This window comes from Flavobacterium sp. B183 (assembly GCF_023539155.1).
Taxonomy (GTDB): domain Bacteria; phylum Bacteroidota; class Bacteroidia; order Flavobacteriales; family Flavobacteriaceae; genus Flavobacterium; species Flavobacterium tructae.
This window is the reverse complement of record NZ_CP097434.1, coordinates 4,311,926-4,335,485: the sequence shown is the minus strand read 5'-3', so window position 1 is coordinate 4,335,485 and position 23,560 is coordinate 4,311,926. Positions and strand designations below refer to the sequence as shown.

24 protein-coding genes, 2 tRNA genes and 1 pseudogene are annotated in these 23,560 nt (G+C 37.5%); 20 read left to right on the top strand and 7 right to left on the bottom strand.

Annotation, left to right across the window (positions count from 1 at the left end):
• Window positions 1-52 precede the first annotated feature (52 nt).
• From M4I44_RS17975 to M4I44_RS17910, 14 genes are all read left to right on the top strand, one after another.
• The gene (locus M4I44_RS17975; RefSeq protein WP_223704658.1) at window positions 53-337 is read left to right on the top strand and encodes a DUF4134 domain-containing protein; all 285 of its coding nucleotides are present in this window, start codon (window positions 53-55) and stop codon (window positions 335-337) included.
• Window positions 338-349: 12 nt separating this feature from the next.
• Window positions 350-664: a DUF4133 domain-containing protein gene (locus tag M4I44_RS17970; protein ID WP_249965629.1), complete on the top strand. Its 315-nt coding sequence runs from the start codon at window positions 350-352 to the stop codon at window positions 662-664.
• A 32-nt stretch (window positions 665-696) separates the two neighbouring features.
• Window positions 697-3,060, top strand: coding sequence for a TraG family conjugative transposon ATPase (locus M4I44_RS17965; RefSeq protein ID WP_371922985.1), 2,364 nt, complete (start codon window positions 697-699; stop codon window positions 3,058-3,060).
• A 551-nt stretch (window positions 3,061-3,611) separates the two neighbouring features.
• Window positions 3,612-5,426 (top strand): reverse transcriptase domain-containing protein, encoded by a 1,815-nt coding sequence (locus M4I44_RS17960; protein WP_371923047.1) that lies wholly within the window; start codon window positions 3,612-3,614, stop codon window positions 5,424-5,426.
• A gap of 238 nt (window positions 5,427-5,664) precedes the next feature.
• Complete coding sequence (locus M4I44_RS17955; RefSeq protein ID WP_249965627.1) at window positions 5,665-6,348, top strand: conjugal transfer protein TraI; 684 nt, start codon at window positions 5,665-5,667, stop codon at window positions 6,346-6,348.
• 16 nt (window positions 6,349-6,364) lie between these two features.
• Window positions 6,365-6,979: a hypothetical protein gene (locus tag M4I44_RS17950; protein ID WP_249965626.1), complete on the top strand. Its 615-nt coding sequence runs from the start codon at window positions 6,365-6,367 to the stop codon at window positions 6,977-6,979.
• Window positions 6,980-6,990: 11 nt separating this feature from the next.
• Window positions 6,991-7,626 carry a hypothetical protein gene (locus M4I44_RS17945; RefSeq protein ID WP_012026327.1) on the top strand — a complete coding sequence of 212 codons (636 nt, stop codon included), beginning with the start codon at window positions 6,991-6,993 and terminating at the stop codon, window positions 7,624-7,626.
• 3 nt (window positions 7,627-7,629) lie between these two features.
• On the top strand, window positions 7,630-8,841 hold the full coding sequence (traJ, locus tag M4I44_RS17940) for a conjugative transposon protein TraJ (RefSeq protein ID WP_249965624.1): 1,212 nt from the start codon (window positions 7,630-7,632) through the stop codon (window positions 8,839-8,841).
• Between the two features lie 24 nt (window positions 8,842-8,865).
• Complete coding sequence (traK, locus tag M4I44_RS17935; RefSeq protein WP_249965623.1) at window positions 8,866-9,474, top strand: conjugative transposon protein TraK; 609 nt, start codon at window positions 8,866-8,868, stop codon at window positions 9,472-9,474.
• A gap of 262 nt (window positions 9,475-9,736) precedes the next feature.
• Window positions 9,737-11,026, top strand: a complete 1,290-nt coding sequence (traM, locus tag M4I44_RS17930; RefSeq protein ID WP_249965622.1) for a conjugative transposon protein TraM — start codon at window positions 9,737-9,739, stop codon at window positions 11,024-11,026.
• A gap of 12 nt (window positions 11,027-11,038) precedes the next feature.
• On the top strand, window positions 11,039-11,902 hold the full coding sequence (traN, locus tag M4I44_RS17925; RefSeq protein ID WP_249965621.1) for a conjugative transposon protein TraN: 864 nt from the start codon (window positions 11,039-11,041) through the stop codon (window positions 11,900-11,902).
• Between the two features lie 15 nt (window positions 11,903-11,917).
• Entirely contained in the window at window positions 11,918-13,069 is a 1,152-nt protein-coding gene (locus tag M4I44_RS17920; RefSeq protein WP_249965620.1) for a hypothetical protein, read from the top strand.
• 5 nt (window positions 13,070-13,074) lie between these two features.
• The gene (locus M4I44_RS17915; protein ID WP_012026321.1) at window positions 13,075-13,377 is read left to right on the top strand and encodes a hypothetical protein; all 303 of its coding nucleotides are present in this window, start codon (window positions 13,075-13,077) and stop codon (window positions 13,375-13,377) included.
• 35 nt (window positions 13,378-13,412) lie between these two features.
• On the top strand, window positions 13,413-13,688 hold the full coding sequence (locus tag M4I44_RS17910) for a DNA-binding protein (RefSeq protein ID WP_249965619.1): 276 nt from the start codon (window positions 13,413-13,415) through the stop codon (window positions 13,686-13,688).
• Window positions 13,689-14,037: 349 nt separating this feature from the next.
• Here M4I44_RS17910 and M4I44_RS17905 read toward each other — a convergent pair whose 3' ends face one another.
• From M4I44_RS17905 to M4I44_RS17875, 7 genes and pseudogenes are all read right to left on the bottom strand, one after another.
• Window positions 14,038-15,345, bottom strand: coding sequence for a site-specific integrase (locus tag M4I44_RS17905; protein ID WP_035688725.1), 1,308 nt, complete (start codon window positions 15,343-15,345; stop codon window positions 14,038-14,040).
• Window positions 15,346-15,636: 291 nt separating this feature from the next.
• Window positions 15,637-15,717 (bottom strand) — tRNA-Tyr (locus tag M4I44_RS17900).
• Between the two features lie 273 nt (window positions 15,718-15,990).
• Window positions 15,991-16,071 (bottom strand) — tRNA-Tyr (locus M4I44_RS17895).
• A gap of 617 nt (window positions 16,072-16,688) precedes the next feature.
• A pseudogene (locus M4I44_RS17890) lies at window positions 16,689-17,075 on the bottom strand (peroxiredoxin family protein); the annotation flags it as partial.
• An 18-nt stretch (window positions 17,076-17,093) separates the two neighbouring features.
• On the bottom strand, window positions 17,094-17,855 hold the full coding sequence (locus M4I44_RS17885; RefSeq protein ID WP_017495547.1) for a DUF4369 domain-containing protein: 762 nt from the start codon (window positions 17,853-17,855) through the stop codon (window positions 17,094-17,096).
• Window positions 17,856-18,114: 259 nt separating this feature from the next.
• Entirely contained in the window at window positions 18,115-18,555 is a 441-nt protein-coding gene (locus tag M4I44_RS17880; protein WP_017495548.1) for a KTSC domain-containing protein, read from the bottom strand.
• 335 nt (window positions 18,556-18,890) lie between these two features.
• Complete coding sequence (locus M4I44_RS17875) at window positions 18,891-19,142, bottom strand: hypothetical protein (protein WP_017495549.1); 252 nt, start codon at window positions 19,140-19,142, stop codon at window positions 18,891-18,893.
• A gap of 88 nt (window positions 19,143-19,230) precedes the next feature.
• On the opposite strand from M4I44_RS17875, the gene M4I44_RS17870 reads away from it, so the two are divergent.
• The 6 genes from M4I44_RS17870 (at window position 19,231) to M4I44_RS17845 (ending at window position 23,499) form a co-directional block, all read left to right on the top strand.
• Window positions 19,231-19,773: a hypothetical protein gene (locus tag M4I44_RS17870; RefSeq protein WP_017495550.1), complete on the top strand. Its 543-nt coding sequence runs from the start codon at window positions 19,231-19,233 to the stop codon at window positions 19,771-19,773.
• Window positions 19,773-19,916, top strand: a complete 144-nt coding sequence (locus M4I44_RS17865) for a hypothetical protein (protein WP_089059935.1) — start codon at window positions 19,773-19,775, stop codon at window positions 19,914-19,916. The genes M4I44_RS17870 and M4I44_RS17865 overlap by 1 nt, the downstream gene beginning before the upstream one ends.
• An 81-nt stretch (window positions 19,917-19,997) precedes the next feature.
• Window positions 19,998-20,228 carry a hypothetical protein gene (locus tag M4I44_RS17860; RefSeq protein WP_017495552.1) on the top strand — a complete coding sequence of 77 codons (231 nt, stop codon included), beginning with the start codon at window positions 19,998-20,000 and terminating at the stop codon, window positions 20,226-20,228.
• Complete coding sequence (locus M4I44_RS17855) at window positions 20,200-20,598, top strand: YchJ family protein (protein ID WP_249965618.1); 399 nt, start codon at window positions 20,200-20,202, stop codon at window positions 20,596-20,598. The genes M4I44_RS17860 and M4I44_RS17855 overlap by 29 nt, the downstream gene beginning before the upstream one ends.
• Before the next feature lie 106 nt (window positions 20,599-20,704).
• Entirely contained in the window at window positions 20,705-21,823 is a 1,119-nt protein-coding gene (locus M4I44_RS17850) for a VWA domain-containing protein (RefSeq protein WP_017495554.1), read from the top strand.
• A gap of 212 nt (window positions 21,824-22,035) precedes the next feature.
• A complete protein-coding gene (locus M4I44_RS17845) occupies window positions 22,036-23,499 on the top strand; it encodes an AAA family ATPase (protein ID WP_249965617.1) in 1,464 nt (487 codons plus the stop codon).
• Window positions 23,500-23,560 lie beyond the last annotated feature (61 nt).

Below are 23,560 nucleotides of genomic sequence, written 5' to 3'. Positions count from 1 at the left end.
GATGAAAAAATGCAGATGGAAATTAAAAAGTCTTTTGAGAAGATTTAGAGCTATGGGATCGTCGCTACTGATGATTCTGGTTAGTAATGTTATTTACAGCCAGGATGGTGTGGCGGGAATTAATGAAGCCAACCAGAAAGTGAGAAGTTACTTTGATGCCGGCACTGAGTTAATGTATGCAGTAGGAGCGATCCTCGGGCTGATAGGGGCAGTAAAAGTCTACCAGAAATGGAATGCTGGAGATCCTGATACTGGAAAAGTGGCTGCGGCTTGGTTTGGAAGCTGTGTGTTTCTGGTGGTAGTAGCTACTGTAATTAAATCCTTTTTCGGGGTTTAAACGATAGAGAAGATGAGTAACAGTGTTTATTCGATCAATAAAGGAATCAATCAGAGTATAGAATTTAAGGGACTTAAAGCGCAGTACATCTGGTATTTGGGTGGAGGTGTTGTAGGTCTTATGATTCTGTTTGCTGCCCTGTATATAATTGGAGTGCCTTCCTTGATATGCATTGGTTTTATTGGAACGGCGGGAGGTTTTCTTGTTTTTAAAATATACAGAATGAGTAATACCTACGGAGAATACGGCATGATGAAGGCTTTGGCTAAAAAACAGATTCCAAAGTGGATTAAAGTCTACAGCAGAGAGGTTTTTATGAAGACATAGCTACAGAACGTTAATGACATAATGAAGAAAGGATGGAGAAGAGGATGGAAGAGCAGCTGCCGGTTATGGCAGTGGAGCATGATTGTATTTTATCAAAACAGGGCGATGTAACTATAGTTTTTAAGGCAGAACTGCCTGAAATTTTTACGCTGTCAGACCAGGAGTATGAAGCTTTCCACCAGTCATGGATAAAGGCGTTAAAGGTGCTGCCGAAGTTTTGTGTTTTTCATAAACAGGACTGGTTTTTAGAAAGTGCTTATAAAGCTGATTTTTTAAGTGAAGACAGCAGTTTTCTCACCAGAAGTAGTGAGCGTTTCTTTAATGAAAGACCTTTTTTGGATCATTCCTGCTATATCATGCTGACCAAGAAACCGGCGGGAAGAAGAAATGCAACCTCATTGTTTTCTAATCTGCTTAGAAGTTCCATAGTACCCGAGGAAACCTTAAAACCGCAGCTTCTGCAGGATTTTGCAGATACCTGCGGCCAGTTTAAGAGAATTATGGAAGACAGCGGATTTATAAAGCTGGAGCGTCTGCAAAATGAATCGCTTAGAAGCGAGAGCAGAAGAATAGGGCTGGTGGAAAAGTATTGTTTTTTGTCAGAGCGTGAAGATTCATTCGTATTTAAGGATATAAGGTTTGATGAGGGATTAGCGGTAGGGGATAAACACTGTCAGCTCTTTACTCTCGGTGATGCAGCTGATCTTCCTGGATTATGCGGATCGAGAATCAATTTTGACCGCTATTCAACCGATAAGACCAAATTCAGTATTGGTTTTGCGTCAACCCTCGGCCAGCTCTTATCCTGTAATCATATTTACAATCAGTATATCTTCATTGAAGATTCACAGAAAACCATCCAAAAGCTGGAAAGCAAGCGACTCAGACTGCAGTCACTCTCTGCCTACAGCCGGGAGAATATGATTGCTAGGGATGCGACGAATGATTTCTTGAACGAGGCAGTATCACAGCAGAGGCTTCCGGTTAAAGCCCATTTTAATGTACTGGCCTGGAGCACGGATAAGGAAGACTTGAAAGAGATTAAAAACAAAGTGTCATCAGCTCTTGCGCAGATGGATGCGGCTGCCAAGCAGGAAACTGTCGGAGCTCCTCAGATCTATTGGGCTGGAATGGCGGGAAATGCTGCGGACTTTCCCATGAATGACACCTTCGACACCTTTACTGAACAGGCGGTATGCTTTCTGAATATGGAAACGGGATATAAATCTTCGCTGAGTCCGTGCGGTATCAGGCTGGGAGACAGGCTGACAGGAAAACCAGTTCATGTTGATATCAGTGATGAGCCTGTTAAGATGGGAATCTGCACCAATCGCAATAAGTTTATATTGGGACCTTCGGGCAGCGGCAAGTCCTTTTTTACCAATCATATGGTGAGAAGCTATTACGAGCAGGGAACGCATATTGTGCTGGTGGATGTCGGGCACAGCTATAAAGGGCTCTGTGATATGGTAAACGGTTATTATTTTACTTACGATGAAAAGAATCCTATCCGTTTTAACCCATTTTATATTTCAGAAGGAGACAGTCTGGATACGGAGAAAAAAGAGAGCATTAAAACGCTTCTGCTCGCACTCTGGAAAAAAGACGACGAAACCTTTAACCGGAGCGAGTATGTAGCGCTCTCAAATGCCCTTCAGCTGTATTATGAGAAATTGGATAATAATGCAGAGATATTTCCCTGTTTCAATAGCTTCTATGATTTCCTGAAGGTGGATTTTATCTCAATTTTGGAAGGAGATAAAGTAAAGGAGAAGGACTTTGATGTGAATAATTTTCTTTATGTACTCAGGCCTTATTACAAGGGAGGCGAGTTTGATTATCTACTGAACGCGACAGAAAATCTGGACCTTCTAAAAGAAAGGTTTATTGTCTTCGAGCTGGATAATATCAAAGACCATCCGATTCTTTTTCCAGTAGTGACCATCATAATAATGGAAGTTTTTATAAACAAGATGAGAAAACTTAAGGGTATTCGAAAAATGATACTCATTGAGGAAGCATGGAAAGCCATAGCAAAAGAAGGGATGGCGGATTATATAAAATATTTATTTAAGACTGTGCGTAAATTCTTCGGGGAAGCGATAGTGGTCACGCAGGAGGTAGAGGATATTATTTCTTCGCCAGTGGCCAAGCAGGCAATTATCAACAACAGCGACTGCAAGATCCTTCTGGACCAGAGCAAATATCAGAATAAGTTTGACCAGATTCAGGAGCTGCTTGGACTTACAGACAAAGAAAAGGCACTTGTACTTTCTGTAAATAAAGCCAATGATCCAGCCAGGAAATACAAAGAAGTGTTTATCTCTCTGGGAGGGATGCTTTCAAAGGTCTATAGAACCGAAGTTTCGCTGGAGGAATACTTAGTGCGCCCATAAGGGCATATAGCAAATGTGGTTTGGCAACCACTGGGCAAGTGTTTATAACGCCCATCAACAGCTGACTTATCCGAACGGGAAACCAGACGGGGAGTGTAGCATGTCAGAAAAGCCACAAGTCAACTAACTATTAAGTTGCGACTGAGTGGCAAGTTGAAAAGTTAGATATAAGGATGAAGTCTGGATTGATTGAACGATAGTCTGAACGGTCGGTTCTTGGGCTATGACGGAAAATAGTTATAAACGTCATACTGTGGTACTATACTAATGTTAGGTAGTAGTTATAGCATAAACAAACCACAGCGTAGCTGCAATAAGCAGAAAAAGGCGAACATCGCATCCGAGAATTTAACAAGCCAATAGTTGCTATATGTCTAAATGGGGATTGCCTAAGTCGAAATGCCACTAGTGTGGCTATGGAGAAAAGCTCCTGAATATTCGATAAGGTAACGGAGCCTCCGTAATAGTCTGAGCAAGGGAAAGCCTTGTACATGGCGAAGGGAGGCAGTCAATTTAGTTTAATACGGTTAATGGAAAATGTGAGAGACATTATGAGAAATCCAGAATTAGTATTGAACAGTCTAATAAAGCACAGCGGAGATTCGAGCTATAAATTCGAAAGGCTGTACAAAGTTCTGTTCAATGAAGAGATGTACTATGTAGCTTATCAGAAAATCTACAGCAAAGTAGGTAATATGACAAAAGGTGTCGATGGAAGAACTATCGATGGAATGAGTATATCCCGCATTGAAAGGCTGATTGAATCGATCAAAAATGAAAGCTATCAGCCAAACCCATCCAAAAGGATTTATATACCGAAGAAAAACGGTAAGAAACGTCCGCTTGGAATTCCCTCTTTCGATGATAAACTAGTACAAGAAGTTATCAGAATGATTCTGGAAGCTATATATGAGGGCTATTTTGAACATACTTCACATGGTTTTAGACCACAGAGAAGTTGCCATACGGCATTAATAAGTGTTCAGCAATCATTTACGGCTGTGCGATGGTTCATTGAAGGAGATATAAAAGGCTTCTTTGATAATATCAATCACGAAGTGTTGATTGGAATCCTTAAAGAACGTATCAATGATGACAAGTTTATCCGTTTAATTAGGAAGTTCCTAAATGCAGGGTATATCGAAGACTGGATGTATCACAAAACATTCAGTGGTACACCGCAAGGGGGAATTATAAGTCCAATCCTTGCCAACATCTACCTTGATAAACTTGATAAATATATTAAGGATTACATCAAAGAATTTGATAAAGGGGAAAGAACGACGGCAACACGCCAGTACAGACTATACGAACAGAGACGATACCGTTTGGCAAAGAAACTGGAATGTGAGACAGATGAAACTGTTAGAGCGCAAATGATTGCGGACATTAAGGTACTACGACAAGAAAGAAACAAATATCCAGCCTATAATAAGATGGATAGCAGTTACAGAAAGTTGAAGTATGTAAGATATGCGGATGACTTTCTTATCGGGGTCATAGGTAGTAAAGAAGATTGTAAAAGGATTAAGGATGACATTAAGAACTTTCTTTTTGAAAAACTGAAACTTGAACTCTCGGATGAAAAAACCTTGGTAACCAATGCTAAGAAACCAGCCAAATTCTTAGGCTTTGATGTTTACGTGCGTAAATCCAATGAAACAAAGAGGGATAAACACGGTAGAACAGTCAGATGCTTCGGAGACAAGATTGTACTCTATGTAACAGCAGAAGTGATGAAGAAAAAACTACTGAGCTATAATGCGGTAAAATTAGTTACACAGAAAGGCACAGAAGTTTGGGAACCACGCTCCCGTTATTACATGAAAGACTTAGATGATTTAGAGATCATCAGTCAGGTAAATTCTGAAATCCGAGGCTTTTACAATTACTACGCAATCGCTAACAATAGTTCATATGTTCAGTCATTTTCTTACATCATGGAGTACAGTATGTACAAAACCTATGCACTGAAATATCAAACTTCGGTAAGTAAGGAAAAGACAAAAAAGTGTATCAACGGAGTGTTCTCTATTCCTTATAAAAACAGGAAAGGCGACATAATCTATAGACGCTTTTACAATGAAGGTTTCAAACGCCAGAAAATTGCTCGTGGAGTTTACGTGGATAATTTACCCATGACAGTTACCATTACAGGTGGAAGAAACAGCCTTATAGCAAGACTGCAAAACGAAAAATGCGAATTATGCGGTGCAAATGACAAATTGGAAATGCACCATATAAGAAAGTTGAAAGACCTAAAAGGTAAAGAAGATTGGATGAAAAGAATGATTGCAAGGAAAAGAAAAACTTTGGCAGTCTGTTCAAAATGCCACGATAAGATACACGCAGGAAAGTTAGACTGAATAAATTGATGGAGAGCCGTATACCTGGAGACAGGTACGTACGGTTCGGGGGAGAGTTCTTGGAAACCTGCTATAGTTAATATAGCAAGGCGCCGGGTTCTTATCCTACGCTTATACAACAGAGGAAAGCGAGAAAGTGAAAATGAATGCCTATGCGAAGAAGTTTGGCGGGGACATAAAGAAAGGAATAGCCGCAATGGCTCAGGATATGAGAAATGGAATTAAATGAAAAGGAATAATGAAAAAGAAATTAATAGTCTTGATGGTCTGCCTGCTGCTAGTCGGCACCTCGGCAAGACCTGCGGAAAAAGTTGCGGTATTGCCGATACTGGAAATTGTAAAAGCTGTTACGAAAAAGGTGATTAAAGCCATTGACCTGAGAATCCAGCGGCTACAGAATAAAACTATCTGGCTTCAGAATGCACAGAAGCTGGTGGAAAATGTACTTTCCAAATTGAAGCTCGATGAGATCTCGGACTGGACTCAGAAACAGAAAGATCTTTACAAAGGCTACTATGAAGAACTCGCAAAAGTAAAGTCAATTATTACCTACTATCAGAGGATAAGAGAGATTACCAAAAAGCAGACACAGCTTGTTCAGGAATATGAAAGAGCTTGGAATCTTTTCAAGCAGGATACCCATTTTAAAGACAGCGAAATCCAGTATATGGAGCTCGTATATACAGGAATACTCGAGGAAAGTGTGAAGAATATCGACCAGATTTTTTTGATTCTGGATTCTTTTGCCACCCAGATGAGTGATCTCAAACGTCTTGAAATCATCAACAAGGCAGCTGATCAGATTGATGGGAACTACGACGACCTTACAATGTTTAACCAGCAGAACATACTGCTGAGTCTTCAGAGGGCCAAAACAGAAGCAGATGTAAACCAAGTGAAACAATTTTACGGAATTCCATAATTCAATAAAAAAAAACATGAAAAAGATAGCTGTACTACTAGTAGCGCTCTGTGTTTTTAATCAAAGTATGAGCGGGCAGGCAAAGCAGAGGAAGGAACTAATCCTTCAAATAGCGGCACTTCAGGTTTATATTGACTATGCAAAGAAAGGATATTCGGCAGTATCAAAGGGACTCAATTTTATTGGGGATGCGAGAAAAGGTGAAGTCAACCTGCATGGTGACTATTTTACTTCACTTTTAAAAATCAATCCAAAGGTTCGGAATTATTATAAAACTGTTGAGATCATTTCCATGCAGTTTAAAATAATGAAACTCTGTAGAAAGACTTTGTCAGATCTTAAAACTGTTGATTTGTTTCATGGTAATGAACTGGACTATATAGAGAGGTCTTTTGAGAAACTTCTTCAGAACTGCAGCCAGACTCTTGACCAGCTGCTTGTTATTACCACCGATGCAGAACTAGAGCTAAAAGATGACCAGAGGCTTGAGCGCATTGATCTTCTGCACAAAACTATGCTGGAGGATTATAATTTCTGTCTTTCTTTCAGCAGGGATGCCAGACTGCTGTCGGTTTCAAAATCTGCCGATAAAAAGGATTCTAAGAATGTTGATGAATTATATGGATTATAAATTAAGCTACTATGAAAAAGATTTTGATTTTGACAATATTGATCACTTTGTTAATGATTCCAGTTAAATCAATGGGGCAGTCAGCAGAAATTCAGCAGCTGATTTTGAATATCGAAAAGCTATCCCAGTTCAAGAAAATTCTCAGTGATATGAAAAAGGGATATGAGCTGCTTTCAGGTGGATACAAAACGGTGAAAGATATGACTGAAGGAAACTTCAGCCTGCATAAAACTTTTCTAGATGCGCTTATGCAGGTAAGTCCAGCGGTAAAGAATTACAAAAGGGTAGCAGAGATAGTAGAATATCAGATTTCAATAGTCAAGGAAAGCCGCAACGGAATGAACCGATTTATAAAAAGCGGAAATTTCAGCGGACAGGAAATAAATTACTTTGAGAAAGTTTACGGAAACCTGCTTAATCAGAGCCTGCGAAATCTCGATGAACTTACGATGATCATAACAGCAGATAAGCTCAGGATGTCGGACGACGAAAGACTAAAGGCAGTTGACGATATCTATGAGCAGATGCAGGATAAACTGCTTTTTCTCAGAAACTTTAATACCACGTCGAACGTGCTGGCTCTACAGCGGGCAAGGGAGAAAAATGATGTTTACGCGTCAAGAGGATTACAGACATTTAAAGACTAAAGAATGAAGATGTTATTAAATAAAAAAGTAGTATCAGCGGTGCTTATGGTATTATTGTTTCCATTCAGGATCATGGCTCAGGGACTTGGTGATGATATGAGTAGTCTTCACGGGGTCTTAGACCAGCTTTATGATGAAATGATGCCATTGTGTTCTAACCTAATTGCTGTAGGGCAGGGACTAGCAGGCTTTGGAACTATATGGTACATCGCCTCACGCGTGTGGAGGCATATTGCAAGTGCAGAACCTATCGATTTTTATCCGCTCTTCCGTCCCTTTGTAATAGGATTCTGCATTATGATTTTTCCGTCGGTTCTGGCACTTATTAACGGAGTTATGAAACCAACTGTTACAGCTACTGCAGCTATGGTAACAGGCTCTAACAATGCAGTTGCTGTTCTGCTTAAAGAGAAAGAAAAAGCAATTAAAGAAACCGATCCATGGAAGATGTATGTCGGGACTGCAGGTACGGGTGATCGTGACAGATGGTATAAGTATACGCATGACGGTGCTGATCCATCGGATGAGAGCATGCTCGCAGGCATAGGCAATGATGTCAAATTTGCGATGGAAAAAGCTTCTTACAGTTTTCGAAATTCGGTCAAGGAATGGCTGGGCGAGGTGCTGAGGGTTTTGTTTGAAGCGGCCGCCTTATGCATTGACACCCTTCGGACCTTTCAGCTGGTGGTGCTTTCCATTTTAGGTCCGCTGGTATTTGGAATCGCAGTATTTGACGGTTTCCAGCACACGCTCACTGTCTGGCTTGCCCGATATATCAATATTTACCTCTGGCTTCCTGTTGCCAATATATTCGGAAGTATTATAGGAAAGATTCAGGAACTCATGCTCAAGCTGGACCTCTCGCAGGTGCAGGCAACAGGTGACACTTTTTTCAGCAGGACCGATATGTCATATTTAATTTTCATGATAATAGGTATCATAGGATATTTTACCGTTCCTTCTGTTGCCAATTATATAGTTCATGCAGGCGGAGGAGGAGCCTTGGGTCATAAGGTGACAAGCATGTTTGGAAATTCAGCTAGTTCTGTTATGAGAACCTCTTCAAATGCGGTTGGAATGGCTGCTGATGCGATGGGAGATGCGGATCGGAGAATGACCAGCAGCATGGCTGCGACAGCAGGAAGCAGTCCTTATTTTACTGATAAAGGAAACTATATGAATGACAGGCTTAAAGGAAATTCTAAACAGACTTAATAACAGGAGCATATGTTTACCAAAATGAAAAACATTGATACGGCATTTAGATATGTGAGAGGTTTCACGATGCTTGTAATTGCAGGCTGCATCATAATAAGCTGCTATGCTGTCTATAAAAGTTTCCAGACAATGAGCCTTATGCAGGATAAAGTATATATTCTGGCAAACGGTAAAGCGCTGGAAGCTTACGCTTCGGAAAGAAAAGATAACATTGCTGTTGAAGCAAGGGACCATGTGAAAACCTTTCACAAGTTTTTCTTTACCCTTGATCCTGATGATAAGGTCATTAAAACGAATATCACAAAAGCGCTATATCTGGCAGACGACAGTGCAAAACGGATTTATGATGACCTGAAGGAAAACAATTTTTATTCGGGTATTATATCAGGAAATATCAGCCAGAGCATCCAGATTGATAGCATAAGCATTGATATCCGTGAATATCCCTACCGTTTTAGATGTTATGCCAGACAGAACATTATCCGTACTACCAGTATTTTGAAAAGAAGCCTGCTTACAGAAGGTGCGCTTCGCAATGTATCAAGAAGCGATAATAATCCGCATGGTTTTCTTATCGAGCGGTTTAATACGATTGAAAACAAAGATCTTTCCGCAGAAACCAGAAAATAGAGATTTATGAAATCCTTTTTTACAAGACAGACTGAGCCTTTTGTGTATCACAAGTATTATCTGCTATTGCAGAAAAGATGGGCAGAAAAAATGAAGAGCGTCACAGATGGGCTCTCTAAAACAAAACTGATCTGGGGACTTCTGTTCTTTACGGTTTTGACATCGGGTTATTTAATTTATAACCTGTATAGGACATTTTATAAACAAGCTGAGGTTTCAAAAGCTTCAAAAATTAAGACAATCAATTTAAAAAACTAAAATTATGCAAGAGAAAACATTATCTCCAAAGGAATCTAAAAAGAGAAAGATGCTTTTAATGCTGCCTCTTATAACATTTCCATTTCTCACATTCTTATTTTATTCATTAGGCGGCGGAAGAATGGAATCCAAGATGGCAGGGAACGACGAAAGGAAAGGATTCAATTTTCATCTGCCACTGCCTAAATTTAAAGAAGATTCAGCACTGGATAAGATGAGCTATTACGATCAGGCAGCAGTTGATTCGATAAAACTGCGAGAGCAGATAAAAAAAGATCCTAACTATATTGATAATAAAGTCTCGGAAGATAAAGCAGATTCTTTTTCCACAAGTGATTTTGAATCCCGCATGCTTCCAAAAAACAGATCAGCTTTTAATTCTCAGTCTTTTCAGGACCGCAATGAACAGAAAGTTTATGAGAAGCTGAGGGCTCTTGAAAACATAATCAGCCAGCCTGCTGTCCCTCCTTATGGTCAGGACATGAGGGAATTTGAAAATTACGGCACTTCTCGTGGAGAATCGGAAGAGATTAAAAAACTTGAAGGGCTAATGTCGACGATGAGCACGACCCAGGAACCTGACCCAGAACTTCAGCAGTTAGGCGGTATGCTGGAAAATATTTTGGATATACAGCATCCGCAGCGCGTGCAGGAAAGGCTTAGACAAACATCTGAGAGCAAAAAAGGCAAAATATATTCAGTGCAGAAAAAAGAAGCAGAGAATAACATAAGCTCACTTCAGCGGAATGCCGATTGGCAGACCTCTTTGAAAACAAATGAATTTTATTCTCTGGACGAAGCAGAGCCTGCTGAAGAAATACAAAATTCTATTGAAGCAGTTGTGCATCAGACGCAGACTATTGTCAATGGCTCGGTGGTTAAATTAAGACTCACGAATGATATTTTTCTCCAAGGAACAATTATACCCAGAAATGCTTTTCTGTATGGTATGGCGGCTTTAAAAGGAGAGAGGCTGGAGGTGAAAATCACAAACATCCAGTACAATAATTCGATATTTCCCGTCGAGCTGGCAGTCTATGATATGGACGGGATTGACGGCATCTATATTCCCGGAGCGATTAACAGGGATGTGGCTAAAGCATCTGCCGATCGTTCTATCCAGACACTCGGCCTTACCGGGATTTCGGAATCTTGGGGTGCACAGGCCGCAGGTATGGGCATCGAGGCAGCCAAAAGTCTGATGAGCAAAAAGGTAAAACTCATAAAAGTGGTTGTAAAGGCGGGGTATCAGGTGCTGCTGTATGATGAAAAGCAAAAGAATTTAAAACCTTAAAAGAGAGAAAATATGAAAAGAGCGAATTATTTGTTTTTAATCAGCTTACTGCTGGTTTGTGTTTCAGTTAATCCACAGTCAAACGCAAAGGAAACTGCCTTTTACGAAGACCAGTATAAAAATCTACAAGTAGGTTTTTCTAAAACCACAAGCATTATTTTTCCTTATACAATCAAGAGCATAGATAAAGGAAGCGCAGAAGTGCTTGTACAAAAAGCAAAAGGAGTTGAGAATATACTACTTGTAAAAGCTGCTAAACAGCATTTTTTCCAGACCAATCTGACAGTTGTTACATCTGACGGGAAATTGTACGTTTTTGTACTGAATTATGATGAAACGTGCCCTGACTTAAATTTTAAGGCTGAAAATGCAGTGGTTGCAAGCAGGGATGTGCTGTTTTCTTTAGAAAACGAAAATCAGAAAAGAATTGAACAGTATGCTTTGGCTGCATATTCCAAAAAGAAAAAAATCAGTGGTCTAAAAAAATCAAAGTATCAGATCAGACTGGAGGTGAACGGGATCTTTATCCAGCAGGATGTTTTGTATCTGCGTATTGTTTTTGAAAACAAATCAAAGATTAACTACGATATTGATCAGCTCCGTTTTTTTATCAGAGACCAGAAGAAGTCAAAACGTACCGCGTCGCAGGAAATTGAACTGCAGCCTTTGTACGCGACTTCATCTTCTTCTGTAATTCCTTATAAATCTGAAATAATAAAAGTTTATGCTCTGGAGAAATTTACCATCCCGGAGAATAAGTATCTAACCATTCAGATGATTGAAAAAAACGGCGGAAGACATTTGGAAGTGGATATTAATAATAATCTGACTGATAAGGTAATTCCGATTACAGAATTAAGCAGTGACACTTTTTAAGCTTTAAAATAAATTATGATAATCAATTTAGCTGACACTGAAATGATGCTGTCATTTGCTGAGGAAATGGCTTATAACGGCCATCGATTTGCCGCCTTTAATACCGATGAGGTGACTGATACCGACACAATTGAGTTTTTTAGAAATCCCTTGGATGCGAAGGAGTACTGTCTGGTTATGAACAATGATGCGAATTATTTTCAGAGCCTGCCGATTGAATCAGTTATCGACGACTTGCGAGCAGTTTTGAATAGCGGGGCAGATACTTCCGAAAATGAAGCAATAGAACTTACTGGATTTGCTAAAAGGGAAATAGATAGGAGAGAAATTTTAGAAAATAATTTAAATGAAAACGCAATGAATGAGAAAAATTTAGAATACCTGAAAGACCAGTTAAAATATACTGGATTTGGAGAAACGTTCGATGCTGAACTGCGAGAGAACATAATGAAGGGAGATAAGGATTTTAAAATTATGCACACCGGCATTATGAACAATGGTCTGCCAAATAAGGATACCTTAACTGTAGAATTAAATTTCAAAAGGTCTGAGCAGACAGATATGTACTTTTTTAATTCCTATCATGTCAATCTTCAGAAAGAAGAAAACAAACCTGGTCTGGAACAGACCTTCTACATCAACAAAGACAGCGCCAGCATTACAATGAAAGAGGCTTATAATTTGATGGAAGGCAGATCTGTCAATAAAGATCTTAAAAACAAAGAAGGGGAGAGCTATAATTGCTGGCTGAAAATCGACTTTAAACAATCTGACAATGGTAATTTTAAGCTGAACCAATACCATCAGAATTATGGGTATGATTTGGAAGCAAGTCTGGCAAAACATTCAATCAAAGAGCTCAATACTCCGCAGTATAAAGAAGACCTTTTAAATTCCCTTAAAAAAGGAAATCTTCAATCAGCGACTTTCGTAGTTAGCGGTGTTGAAAGTAAAATGTTTGTGGAGGCAAATCCCCAGTTTAAGACTGTTAATGTTTATGATGAAAATTTACAAAGAATTAATCATCGAGAGAGTAAGGAAGAGAAAAAGGCTGAATCTCAAAAAGAATCAGTATCTAAAGATCAAAAAAAAAATCTAGATTCTGATGAAGGTGATTCAGGGAGGAAAGATAATAAAGTAAAGAAAAGAAAAACTCCCTCACTTTAAAAGTTATGGAAAAATTAAAGCCTTTATCGGATTTTTTCAAAGCAATAGAGAATGATTACCGGATTAGTCCAATGCATATTGCCATTTATGCAGCTCTATTACAATTTAGATCCGTTAAGGGCTTTATTAATCCAATTTTTGTCTTTAGCTCGGAGATTATTGTTATTGCTAAAGTTTCTTCAGCAAATACGTATCATAAATGTGTCCAAGAGCTTCATCAGTATGGATATATAAAGTATAGACCATCTTTTAAAAAAAATCGTGGAAGTGAAGTATATTTTTTGTTTTCAGCTGACGCGGACATCTAAAGATTCTGCAATTAATAATTTTATGAAATTGTACTATGAATGAAATTGTAACCAAGGAAGATCTGAGACAGTTTGGTCTTCTTCTAGTAGATAAAATACAGGCTTTATTTAAAGATAAGCATTCTGGACGGAAAGAAACTTTGGAACCAGAGTGGATTAAAAGCAAGTCTGTGAGAAAACTGCTTGATATTTCAGCAGGTTCAGTACAGAATCTTAGAACAAGCCAAAAAGTCCGTTTCAAAAAAGTGCTTGGGTCGTACTACTATAATAAAGAAGATCTTCAAAAATTATTTGATGATGATAAACACTAAGAGATTAAAAGAAAGCTATATAATGAGTTATATGTCAATGTATAGTAATGATCCTAAACTAAATGTCTGGCATCTTTCAATTTTGACAGCAATACTAGGATTAGGCTACAGGCAAGGCCAAAGAAGAAGGATTAAAGTCAGCCGCAGTAAAATTATGGAGCTGTCACATGTGAATACGCTGCCGACTTATCATAAGTATTTTAAACAGCTTCAGGATTTAGGATACATTAAGTACACCCCATCTTATCATCCAGGATATAAAAGCGAAGTTAAGTTGTGTAAAAGGAGGCTATCTCAAAATATTTGAGATAGCCTCTTTTAATTTTAAATATATTTTGAAATTTATTGATCACGAAGAAATGTTGTATTTCTTTTTGATTGCCTGAATTTCCTTTTCGAGCCTGCTGAGAACCGCCAAATCAGGTTTAGATATTTTGGATCCAGTTTTATTGAGTTTTTTATTGAGAATAGACATTTCACGACCGATTGTAGCCTGCTCAGTTATAGCATATGCCTCAGTCTGTTTTACCGATGCATGACCCAGCAGTTCTTTAACTACATTAATAGGGACGTTGTTATTTAATGTCACAGTGCTTCCAAAAGTACGGCGGGCCATATGCGTGTTTAATGTAAAAGGAAAGCCACACAAGACTGCCACCTCTTTTAGATACTCATTCATTTTCTGGTTGGATGAAACAGGAAGCACGGTTCCACGCTGGATACACAGCGGGTGCTCTTTATATTTTTCAACTATTTTCAGTGCTTGGGGAAGAAGAGGTACATTAAATGATGAGTTTGTTTTCTGCCTTTCGGACATAATCCATAGATTTCCATCAATGCCTTCTTTGATATCAGTTTTCTTTAATTGATAAGCGTCTATGTAAGCCAGGCCAGTGTAGCATTGGAAGACAAATACATCCCTTACGACATTGAGCCTGTCAGTTGTGAAATAATGACTTTCAAGTTCGTACAATTCCTGTGCGGTGAGTGGTTTTTTTACCAGTTTTGTTTTACGTCCCTTAAAGTTCTTAAATGGGTCCTTGGTGATTAATTCCTTATCAATGGCGCGGATTACAATCTTTTTGAAATTTGCAATATACTTTAGGGTTGTGTTGTTGCTGCAGTCGCGTACAGTTCTAAGGTAAAACTCGAAGTCCTTCACAAACTCAAGATTCAAATCCGCAAATTCAAGATCGTGCTTTTTAAGCTTGAATTTTATAAACGCAGTCAAATGGTTTTTAGTAATGGTAAACCGGTCAAGGGTGCCTTTTGCATAGCCTTTTCCAAGAAGCGCCTCCATTTCATCATTATGCTTTTGAAATTCTTCGAGCACCTTAATCTTTGGGGCTGTCCTTCCCAGAACCTCGTCCATAATTTTCTCAGCGGTTATGGTTTTGCCGCTGTACATCATTTCGGTTTTGATTTCATTGATTTTTAAAGTCAGCGAATCCAAAAAGAAGTTCAGCGACTTTGCATCTTCCTTTGAGCCGACCGCTCTTTCGAACCTTTGATCCCATCGTGTATTATCCCATTTTCTCTTAGTTGAGCTTTCCTTACGGATACCGTCAACAGTTATTCTGAAATATACGATCCATTCTTTACTTTCTATTTTGGGTCTTTTTAAAAAGAATCCCAAACCAAAACTACTTTCCAACATAATCCTACTTTTTAAATTAATAAATGTAGAATAATATTACTGCCAAATCAAGTCGTTAATCTCTTTAACCCCTATGATATAAGGGATTTTCACTGTTTCTGGTGCACTTTTCGGCGCGCCGGAAAGTGCACCGATTCTGCACCTTTAATTTTGTGAGGATTTATAAATATTGAAAACAGGCCTAAAATAAAAAAAACCTGCAAATCGTTGAATTTGCAGGTCTTCAGACATTTTTTGTGGCTTTTTAAAAAGAATGAAAACTTTAAGTTTTCCGCCTTTTAGGCCTTTCCGTGGGGAGAGCAGGATTCGAACCTGCGAAGTTCACACAGCAGATTTACAGTCTGCCCTCGTTGGCCGCTTGAGTATCTCCCCGAAGCTTTGTATTTGTTGCGCTTTGTTGTTCTAAGCGGTTGCAAATATAGGAAGGTTTTTGATGTTTGCAAATAAAAAACGTACTTAATTTTAAGTTATACTTTTTAAAGTTCTAGTCGGACAGATAAAAGCTTATGTAAGAATGTCTTTAAGAATTTCTTGAGGCAAAATTTTTAGGAGAAAAATATAGAAATAGAGTTTTAGGATAACTAAGCAGGAAAAAAAATGAAACTAAAGCAAAAAAAAGTCCTGATTTTCATCAGGACTTTTCAGTGGGGAGAGCAGGATTCGAACCTGCGAAGTTCACACAGCAGATTTACAGTCTGCCCTCGTTGGCCGCTTGAGTATCTCCCCAAGACTTTGTATTGTTGCGCTTTGTTGTTCTAAGCGGTTGCAAATATAGGAACGTTTTTGATGTTTGCAAACAAAAAATGAACTTAATTTTACGTTAGTTTTACATTGTTTTTTTAATTCGTTGGAATTGAATAAAGTAAAAATAAAGTTTTTTTAGGTGTTTTTTATATAGTAGGGTTATTTTTACAGGTTATCACGGGGTATTTGTTTGTTTTTTTGATTTCTTAAACGTTTTAATTACTGCTTTTTCTCAGAAAGCAGCAACAAATACGAGTTGAACCAAATAAATCTATTCTGAAATGTTTGACATTTGTTCGCGCAGAAATTTGCAGCTTGACGAAGACAGGTAGGTTTTGATCTTCTTTTGATAAGTTGCGTTTTCAAACTTTTCCGAGTAGTTTTTTCTTTGAAATTAAGCGCTATTTTTTTATTTGTGAGAGAGTCAAAAGAAAGGCTGTTTATCTCTTAAATGAAGGTTATTGGGTTTGATAGAATATGTTTTGTTTTTTATCGATAATAGAGCATCTCTTTGGATTAGCCTATAATCTGGCAGTACTATATAAAAACAAAAAAATCTCCACTAGGGAGATTTTTTTGTTTTATTCTGAAAGGCAATATTATTTGGCTAAAAGCTCTATTATTTTGGCTCTTAATTCCGGACCTCTTAAATCCTGAGCAACTACTTTTCCTGATGCATCAAGAATAAAAGTTGCAGGAATAGATTCAACACCATATTGTTTTGCAATTGGCTCGTCCCAAAATTTTAAGTTTGAAACTTGTGTCCAGGTTAGTCCGTCTTTTGCGATGGCTTCTTTCCAGGCAGCAGCCTCTTTGTCTAATGAAACTCCAATAATATTTAAACCTTTAGCGTGTAATTCTTTGTAAATAGCTACCACATTCGGGTTTTCTTTTCTGCATGGACCACACCATGATGCCCAGAAATCAACGATAGTTACTTTGCCTAAGCTTTCTTTAAGCGAAACTACTTTTCCTTGTGGATTTGGAGCCGAAAAATCTGCTCTTCATTTAGGGCTTCCAACAGGAGCTGCTGATGCACCAACTGCAGGATTTTTCAATTGTCCTAGTTTAGTTTTGATTTCTTTTCCAGGAGTAGAGTTTTTTAAAGACTCGTCTAAAGAGTTGTATAAGCCTTCCGCTTTTTTGATGTCAGTGCTTGGGTCATTAACCATACTTTGAATGATTAAAGCAGAGATAAATGCTTTTGGGTGAGTCTCAGCGTAAGCTAAATATTTCTTTTTAGAGTTTTCCTGAACTTCTGTTTGAAGTGTCATGTATTGTTTCATCAAGCTATTGATCGTTGCAGTATCCTGAGCTTGTTGAGCTTGTTGCATTTTTTGAGTGTTTTTCTTTTGAAAATCAACTAAACCTTTTTGAGTTTTTGTCATATCCTCATTGAATTTTACATACTCGTCATTGTTGTAAGTACCTGAAATTTTAGATTTGTGGATACTGTCTTTGTCAACTGCAACAGTAATTTCTCCTGTTTCTAAGATGAATGGAATTGGACCATTAGCTCCCTGAACAATTAAAGTATGAAAAGCTGGTTCTGTTACTTTTCCTTTAATTTCGAATTTTCCGTTTTCAACTTTTACTGTGTCAAGAGATACAGCCATTTTTGTTGTTGGATCCTGACCTTGAAGAATGATTGTTTTTCCGTTTTCGATACCAGTTGCAGTTCCTGTAATTAGGTATTCTCCGTCTTTAACTTTGCTGCAAGAAATAATCGCTGCAGAAGCAGTTAGTAAAAAAAGTATTTTTTTCATTATAAAAAATTAATTAGTTAATTGATTTGTGCAACAAAAGTATTTAAAATTATAAAACATAAAGAATTTTGGAACCTAAAATTTTGTTATTGTTTTTTTAGGTTTAATTGTCATGTAATCAGAAGGTTTGTGAGGTTTATTTGATTTAAAACTCTTAATTATATCGTTATAATGAAAATAAATAACGTTTTTTTAAATTTTTGCGCATAAAAAAAGCACTCCGTTGAGAGAGTGCTTTTGTAGATATTTTGGTATAAATCTATTCTTGATTCGTTTTCTTTCTCCATGTGAAAGAATTAAGAATATGTCTTTTTGCAAATCTTCCAGGAGAATCAGCATTTACCATTTTAACGTAAGTTGCTTTAGGAACACTAATGTATTCGTAAACACTTCCGTTAGAGAAATCGATAATTAAACGACCTTCAACAAATTTATAATCAGTAATTGAACAAGTCGAAATCGTTTCAGTGTATTCTGGTAAATTAAGTTTAATCGTTTCAGGATTAATACTTACCAAGAAGTGATAAGCCTCAATAATAGCTTTACTTTTTTCTTCTGCAGCTTTTAAACCAGCATCATCACCTTGAAATTTATCAGGATGAGATTCTTTCATCGCATTACGATAGATTGTTTTTAAATCTTTTAATTCAGCAGTTTTGTCTACGTTTAGTAACTTGCGGTATTCAACTATTTTTTTCATAAATAAAAGGTAACTTCTTGTCTATTAGTTTGAAATGATTGTTTTTTACTTCAAAACGACAAATTTTTTGCAAAGGTACACTTTTTTTTAACTTTTTACTTTTGAGCGGAAAAATATTTGTTTTTGTTTGAGGTTTATGATCTCAGGGTCTAAGTTTTGGGTGTACTTAACTGCAAAAACGCAAGTTTTTTTAGAATTAAGATGTACTCCAAAAGCAAAGTTCGCAAAGCTTCATAAATAAAAACTTTGCGAACTTTGCGTAAATCTTTGCGTTAAAAGTGACTTGAAACTTGAAACCTAAAACTTGAAACCTGAAACTTGAAACTAATCTTTAATTACTTGTTCTCCGGTTTATTATTAGCCTTATCGAAGTTTTTAGATTTTTTTGGATACTTATCATAGCTGATATCGCTTGGGTTTTCGATAATAGATTTAATCGTGATCCAATCACCTATATTAAAGTTAGTATGTGCGATTTTATAGTCTAAAAGGTACTCACCACAAAAATAGTTGTTGTTTTCATCTTTTTCTATGATGCCCGTATAAATTCCTTTTTGCAGCATTTTCCCTTGTGGATCTTTAGACATAATTTTTTTGTTTTAAAATTGAAGCTACAAAGTTAATCATTATTATGTTTGTTTTAGGGAGTTCTTGACAATCTCAGTATATTTGCACATGCAAAAAAACTTCAAACCACATCCTAATTCCTTTAAAAATACCTTTTGTGTTTTTCATGAAGTGCTTTCAGATAAAATTGAAGGTTTAAAGAAGCAGTTTGAGAGCAAAGCCGGAAGCGCTTATTATTATACGGAAGCCGGAATGTATCGGGTGTCAAATCATTGGGGAAGACTGGCCAACAGCAAATGGCGTTTGGTAGCAATGGTACCCGAAACTGCTTCGAAAACTAAAATAGGTTTTGCGGCCTGGAACGAATTTTATCCGGATAACGCTGAGGAAAAACTGTACTATATCGAAGCTGACTTCGATCAGAATCTGGTAACCTATCAGCATAAGAAGAACCCAAATTTTGATGGAAAGCCTGTTTTAAGAACCAGTTTTGAAACCACGAAACGAATCAAACAGGTTCGCAATCTGCAACAACTCACTTCATGGGCAAAGCATTTTGATTATGAAGATATTGATGAGTTGAGAAAGCAAATTATCAATGAGTTGATTTATACCGAGAAAACTTTAGACGAAATTAAAAGAGAAATATAATGGGACGCAACAACGAAAGGAACATCAAAAAGCATAATGACAAATTGCATAAAGCCCAGAACAAAGTAAAACAGGCTGAGATTGCACGCAAAGAAAAGCTTAAAGAAATTATTAAAAAGTTCAACGAGAGTAAAGGAGAATAAAATGTTTCAGGTTTTTGGTTCCAATAAAAAAACTTGAAACCTGAAACCTGAAACTTGAAACAAAAAAATAATACAATACAGATGAGTAAATACGAAGATTTAAAAGCAAGTGTGCAGGAAATTATTGATTTAATTGCGGCAAAGAATAATAGAGAAGCGAATAATAAATTGCTTGAAGTAAGTGATACCTTAGACGATATGCTGGATCATGCTGAAGAAGATGAAGATTTAAGAGAAATTAGCAGGTATCAGGTTTTATTGAATCAGTTGCATGTAAAAATTAATGGAGAAGAGCAGGTTGATGGAGAGTAAGAAGTGTTTTTGTGATACTGGATTATTGTTCGAAAATTGCTGTGGTCAGTACCTTGAAAACAATCAAAAAGCACCAACGGCACTAGCCCTAATGCGTTCCAGATATTCGGCTTATGCCTGTCACAAGGCAGATTATTTATTAGAAACCACTTATATTTCGGAAAGAAAATATTATTCGAAGACCGAAATTTTAAAATGGGCAACAGCTAATAAATGGCAGAGACTCGAAATTTTGAGTTTTACTGAGAATACCGTCGAGTTCAAAGCCTATTTTTTAGATTCAGACAACAAACCACAAGTGCATTATGAGTTTTCGACTTTTAAATTCGAAAATAAGGAGTGGTTTTATGTTGACGGAAAGTTTGAATAATTGTCAGGCCTAACACTGTTAGTTGTTGGTTTTGGTTAGATATTTTAACTAAAAATTAATAAACGTTTCGTTTTTCATAATTCTAAAATAGCGTAATTTTAAAATTATGAAAAACGAATTTAAAAAAGGTTTTTATTTTAAGTCGTACGAAGCTCCGTTTCAGTCTCCGTTTGAAAAGCTTTTTGGTATTTTTAAAGAGCTGATCACCCATACTTCGGGTGATTTTGACGAAGCAATCAGCTGGTTAAGGGAGTTAGACATAGAATACAAACTAACAGACGAGAACTACACTATCGATGATTTTATCGAAGATTTAAAAAAGAAAGGTTACATAAAAGACGAAGTTAAACCTGACGGAAGCGGTGGTTTTGGTATTACTGCCAAGACAGAACGCGCTATCAGACAACAGGCCCTGGATCAAATTTTTGGTAATTTAAAACGTTCCGGAAGTGGTAATCATAAAACCAAACATGCCGGAAACGGTGACGAACATACAGGGGAATTTCGTGAGTTTAATTTTGGAGATGGTTTAGAACGAATTTCATTGACAGAAAGTCTGCGAAATGCCCAGATTAATAATGGTGTTGAAAGTTTCATGCTAACCGAAAATGATTTGGTAGTAGAAGAAACTCAATACAAAGCGCAAATGAGCACCGTTTTGATGATTGACATCAGTCACAGTATGATTCTCTATGGCGAAGACCGAATCACACCTGCAAAAAAAGTAGCCATGGCTTTGGCCGAATTAATCACAACTCGTTATCCCAAAGACACACTCGATATTTTGGTTTTCGGAAATGATGCCTGGATCATCCCTATTAAAGACTTACCCTATCTGCAAGTAGGCCCTTATCATACCAATACCGTTGCAGGACTTCAATTGGCCATGGATATTTTAAGAAGAAAACGAAATACCAACAAGCAGATTTTTATGATTACCGATGGAAAACCCAGCTGCGTACGTGAGCGTGACGGTTCCTATTATATGAATAGTAACGGACTCGACGAGTACATCGTTGATAAATGTTATACACAGGCACAGCAAGCCAGAAAATTACACATTCCGATTACAACATTCATGATTGCAAACGATCCGTATTTACAGCGTTTTGTCAACCATTTTACCGAAGCGAATCAGGGAAAAGCATTTTACACCGGATTAAAAGGACTGGGAGAGATGATTTTTGAAGATTATGAAACGAATAGGAAGAAGAGGGTGAGGTAGTGTTTAAGCTTGGTTTCAGTCTCTGTCTTGGTCTCGGTCTCGGTCTCAGTCTCAGTCTCAGTGACGGTGTCCTGCTGAGCGAAGTCGAAGCATAAGTTGCAGTGACAGTCTCAGTCTCGGTCTCAGTCTCAGTGGTCTCGTTGAGCGAAGTCGAAGCAAGAGGTCATTAAAAGTTTAAAAAAAGCAAATTAGAAATTTTTCAATCAGTAAAAATGGAAATAAAAAATATAAAAACATTAGGACAGTTAAAAGCTGTTGGTTACAAAAGTGTCAGTATTAAAGACGAATTACGCAATAATCTTCGTGAGAAAATAAAGTCAGGAAAGCCTGTTTTTGAAGGTGTTCATGGTTTCGAAAATACGGTAATTCCGGAATTGGAGCGTGCCATTCTTTCTCGTCATAATATTAACTTATTAGGACTTCGCGGTCAGGCAAAAACACGTTTAGCACGTAAGATGGTTGAATTGTTAGACGAGTACATTCCGTTTGTTGCGGGCTCGGAAATTAATGACGATCCGTTACATCCTATTTCACGTTTTGCAAAAGATTTAATTGCGGAGAAAGGTGAAGATACGCCAATTTCATGGCTGCATCGCAGTGAGCGTTTTTTTGAAAAATTAGCCACACCCGATGTTACTGTTGCCGATTTAATTGGTGATGTCGATCCTATAAAAGCAGCAAATTTAAAGCTTTCTTATGCCGATGATCGTGTCATTCATTTCGGAATGATTCCGAGAGCCAACCGCTGTATTTTTGTAATTAATGAATTGCCGGATTTACAAGCCAGAATTCAGGTTGCTTTATTCAATATTTTGCAGGAAGGGGATATTCAGATTAGAGGATTTAAATTGAGAATGCCTTTGGATATGCAATTTATTTTTACTGCCAATCCGGAAGATTATACCAATAGAGGAAGTATCGTAACGCCTTTAAAAGATAGAATCGGTTCGCAGATTCTCACACATTATCCTGAAAGTGTTGCCATTGCAAGAGCTATCACAGAGCAGGAAGCCAAACTGGATGAAACACAGCACAAATTAGTTTATGTGCCGGCTCTGGCCAGAGATATTTTAGAACAGATTAGTTTTGAAGCGCGTGAAAGCGAATATATCGATAATAAAAGTGGTGTAAGTGCGAGAATGAGTATCACCGCTTTCGAGAATTTAATGAGTACCGCAGAACGTCGTGCCTTAAAAGCCGCAGTAGATAAAACCACTTTGCGTTTGTCTGATTTTGTGGGTATTATTCCTGCTATTACCGGAAAAGTAGAACTGGTTTACGAAGGAGAGCAGGAGGGAGCTGCTGTCGTAGCACAAAACTTAATTGGTTTAGCAATCAGAACTTTATTTCCAACATTATTACCGCGAATAGAGAAACTTGAAAAACCAGGAGAAAAAACACCTTATTCAGATGTGATCGAATGGTTTTTTGCCGAAAGCGGTTTCGAATTGTTAGACGATGCTTCTGATTTAGAGTATCAGAACATTTTAGACGAAGTAACTCCGCTAGATGTTTTGTTGAAAAAATATTTGCCTCAACTGGATAAAAAAGATCAGTATTTTATGAAAGAATTTATTCTGTGGGGATTGGTCGAATACAAAAAACTGAGCAAAGACCGTTTTGCTCAAGGACATCAGTTTAAAGATATGTACGGAAGTTATATCAGCAAATTGTAGTTTATAATCTATTTTTTTCTAACTAAACCCGACAGTTTTTTAAAACCTGTCGGGTTTATTA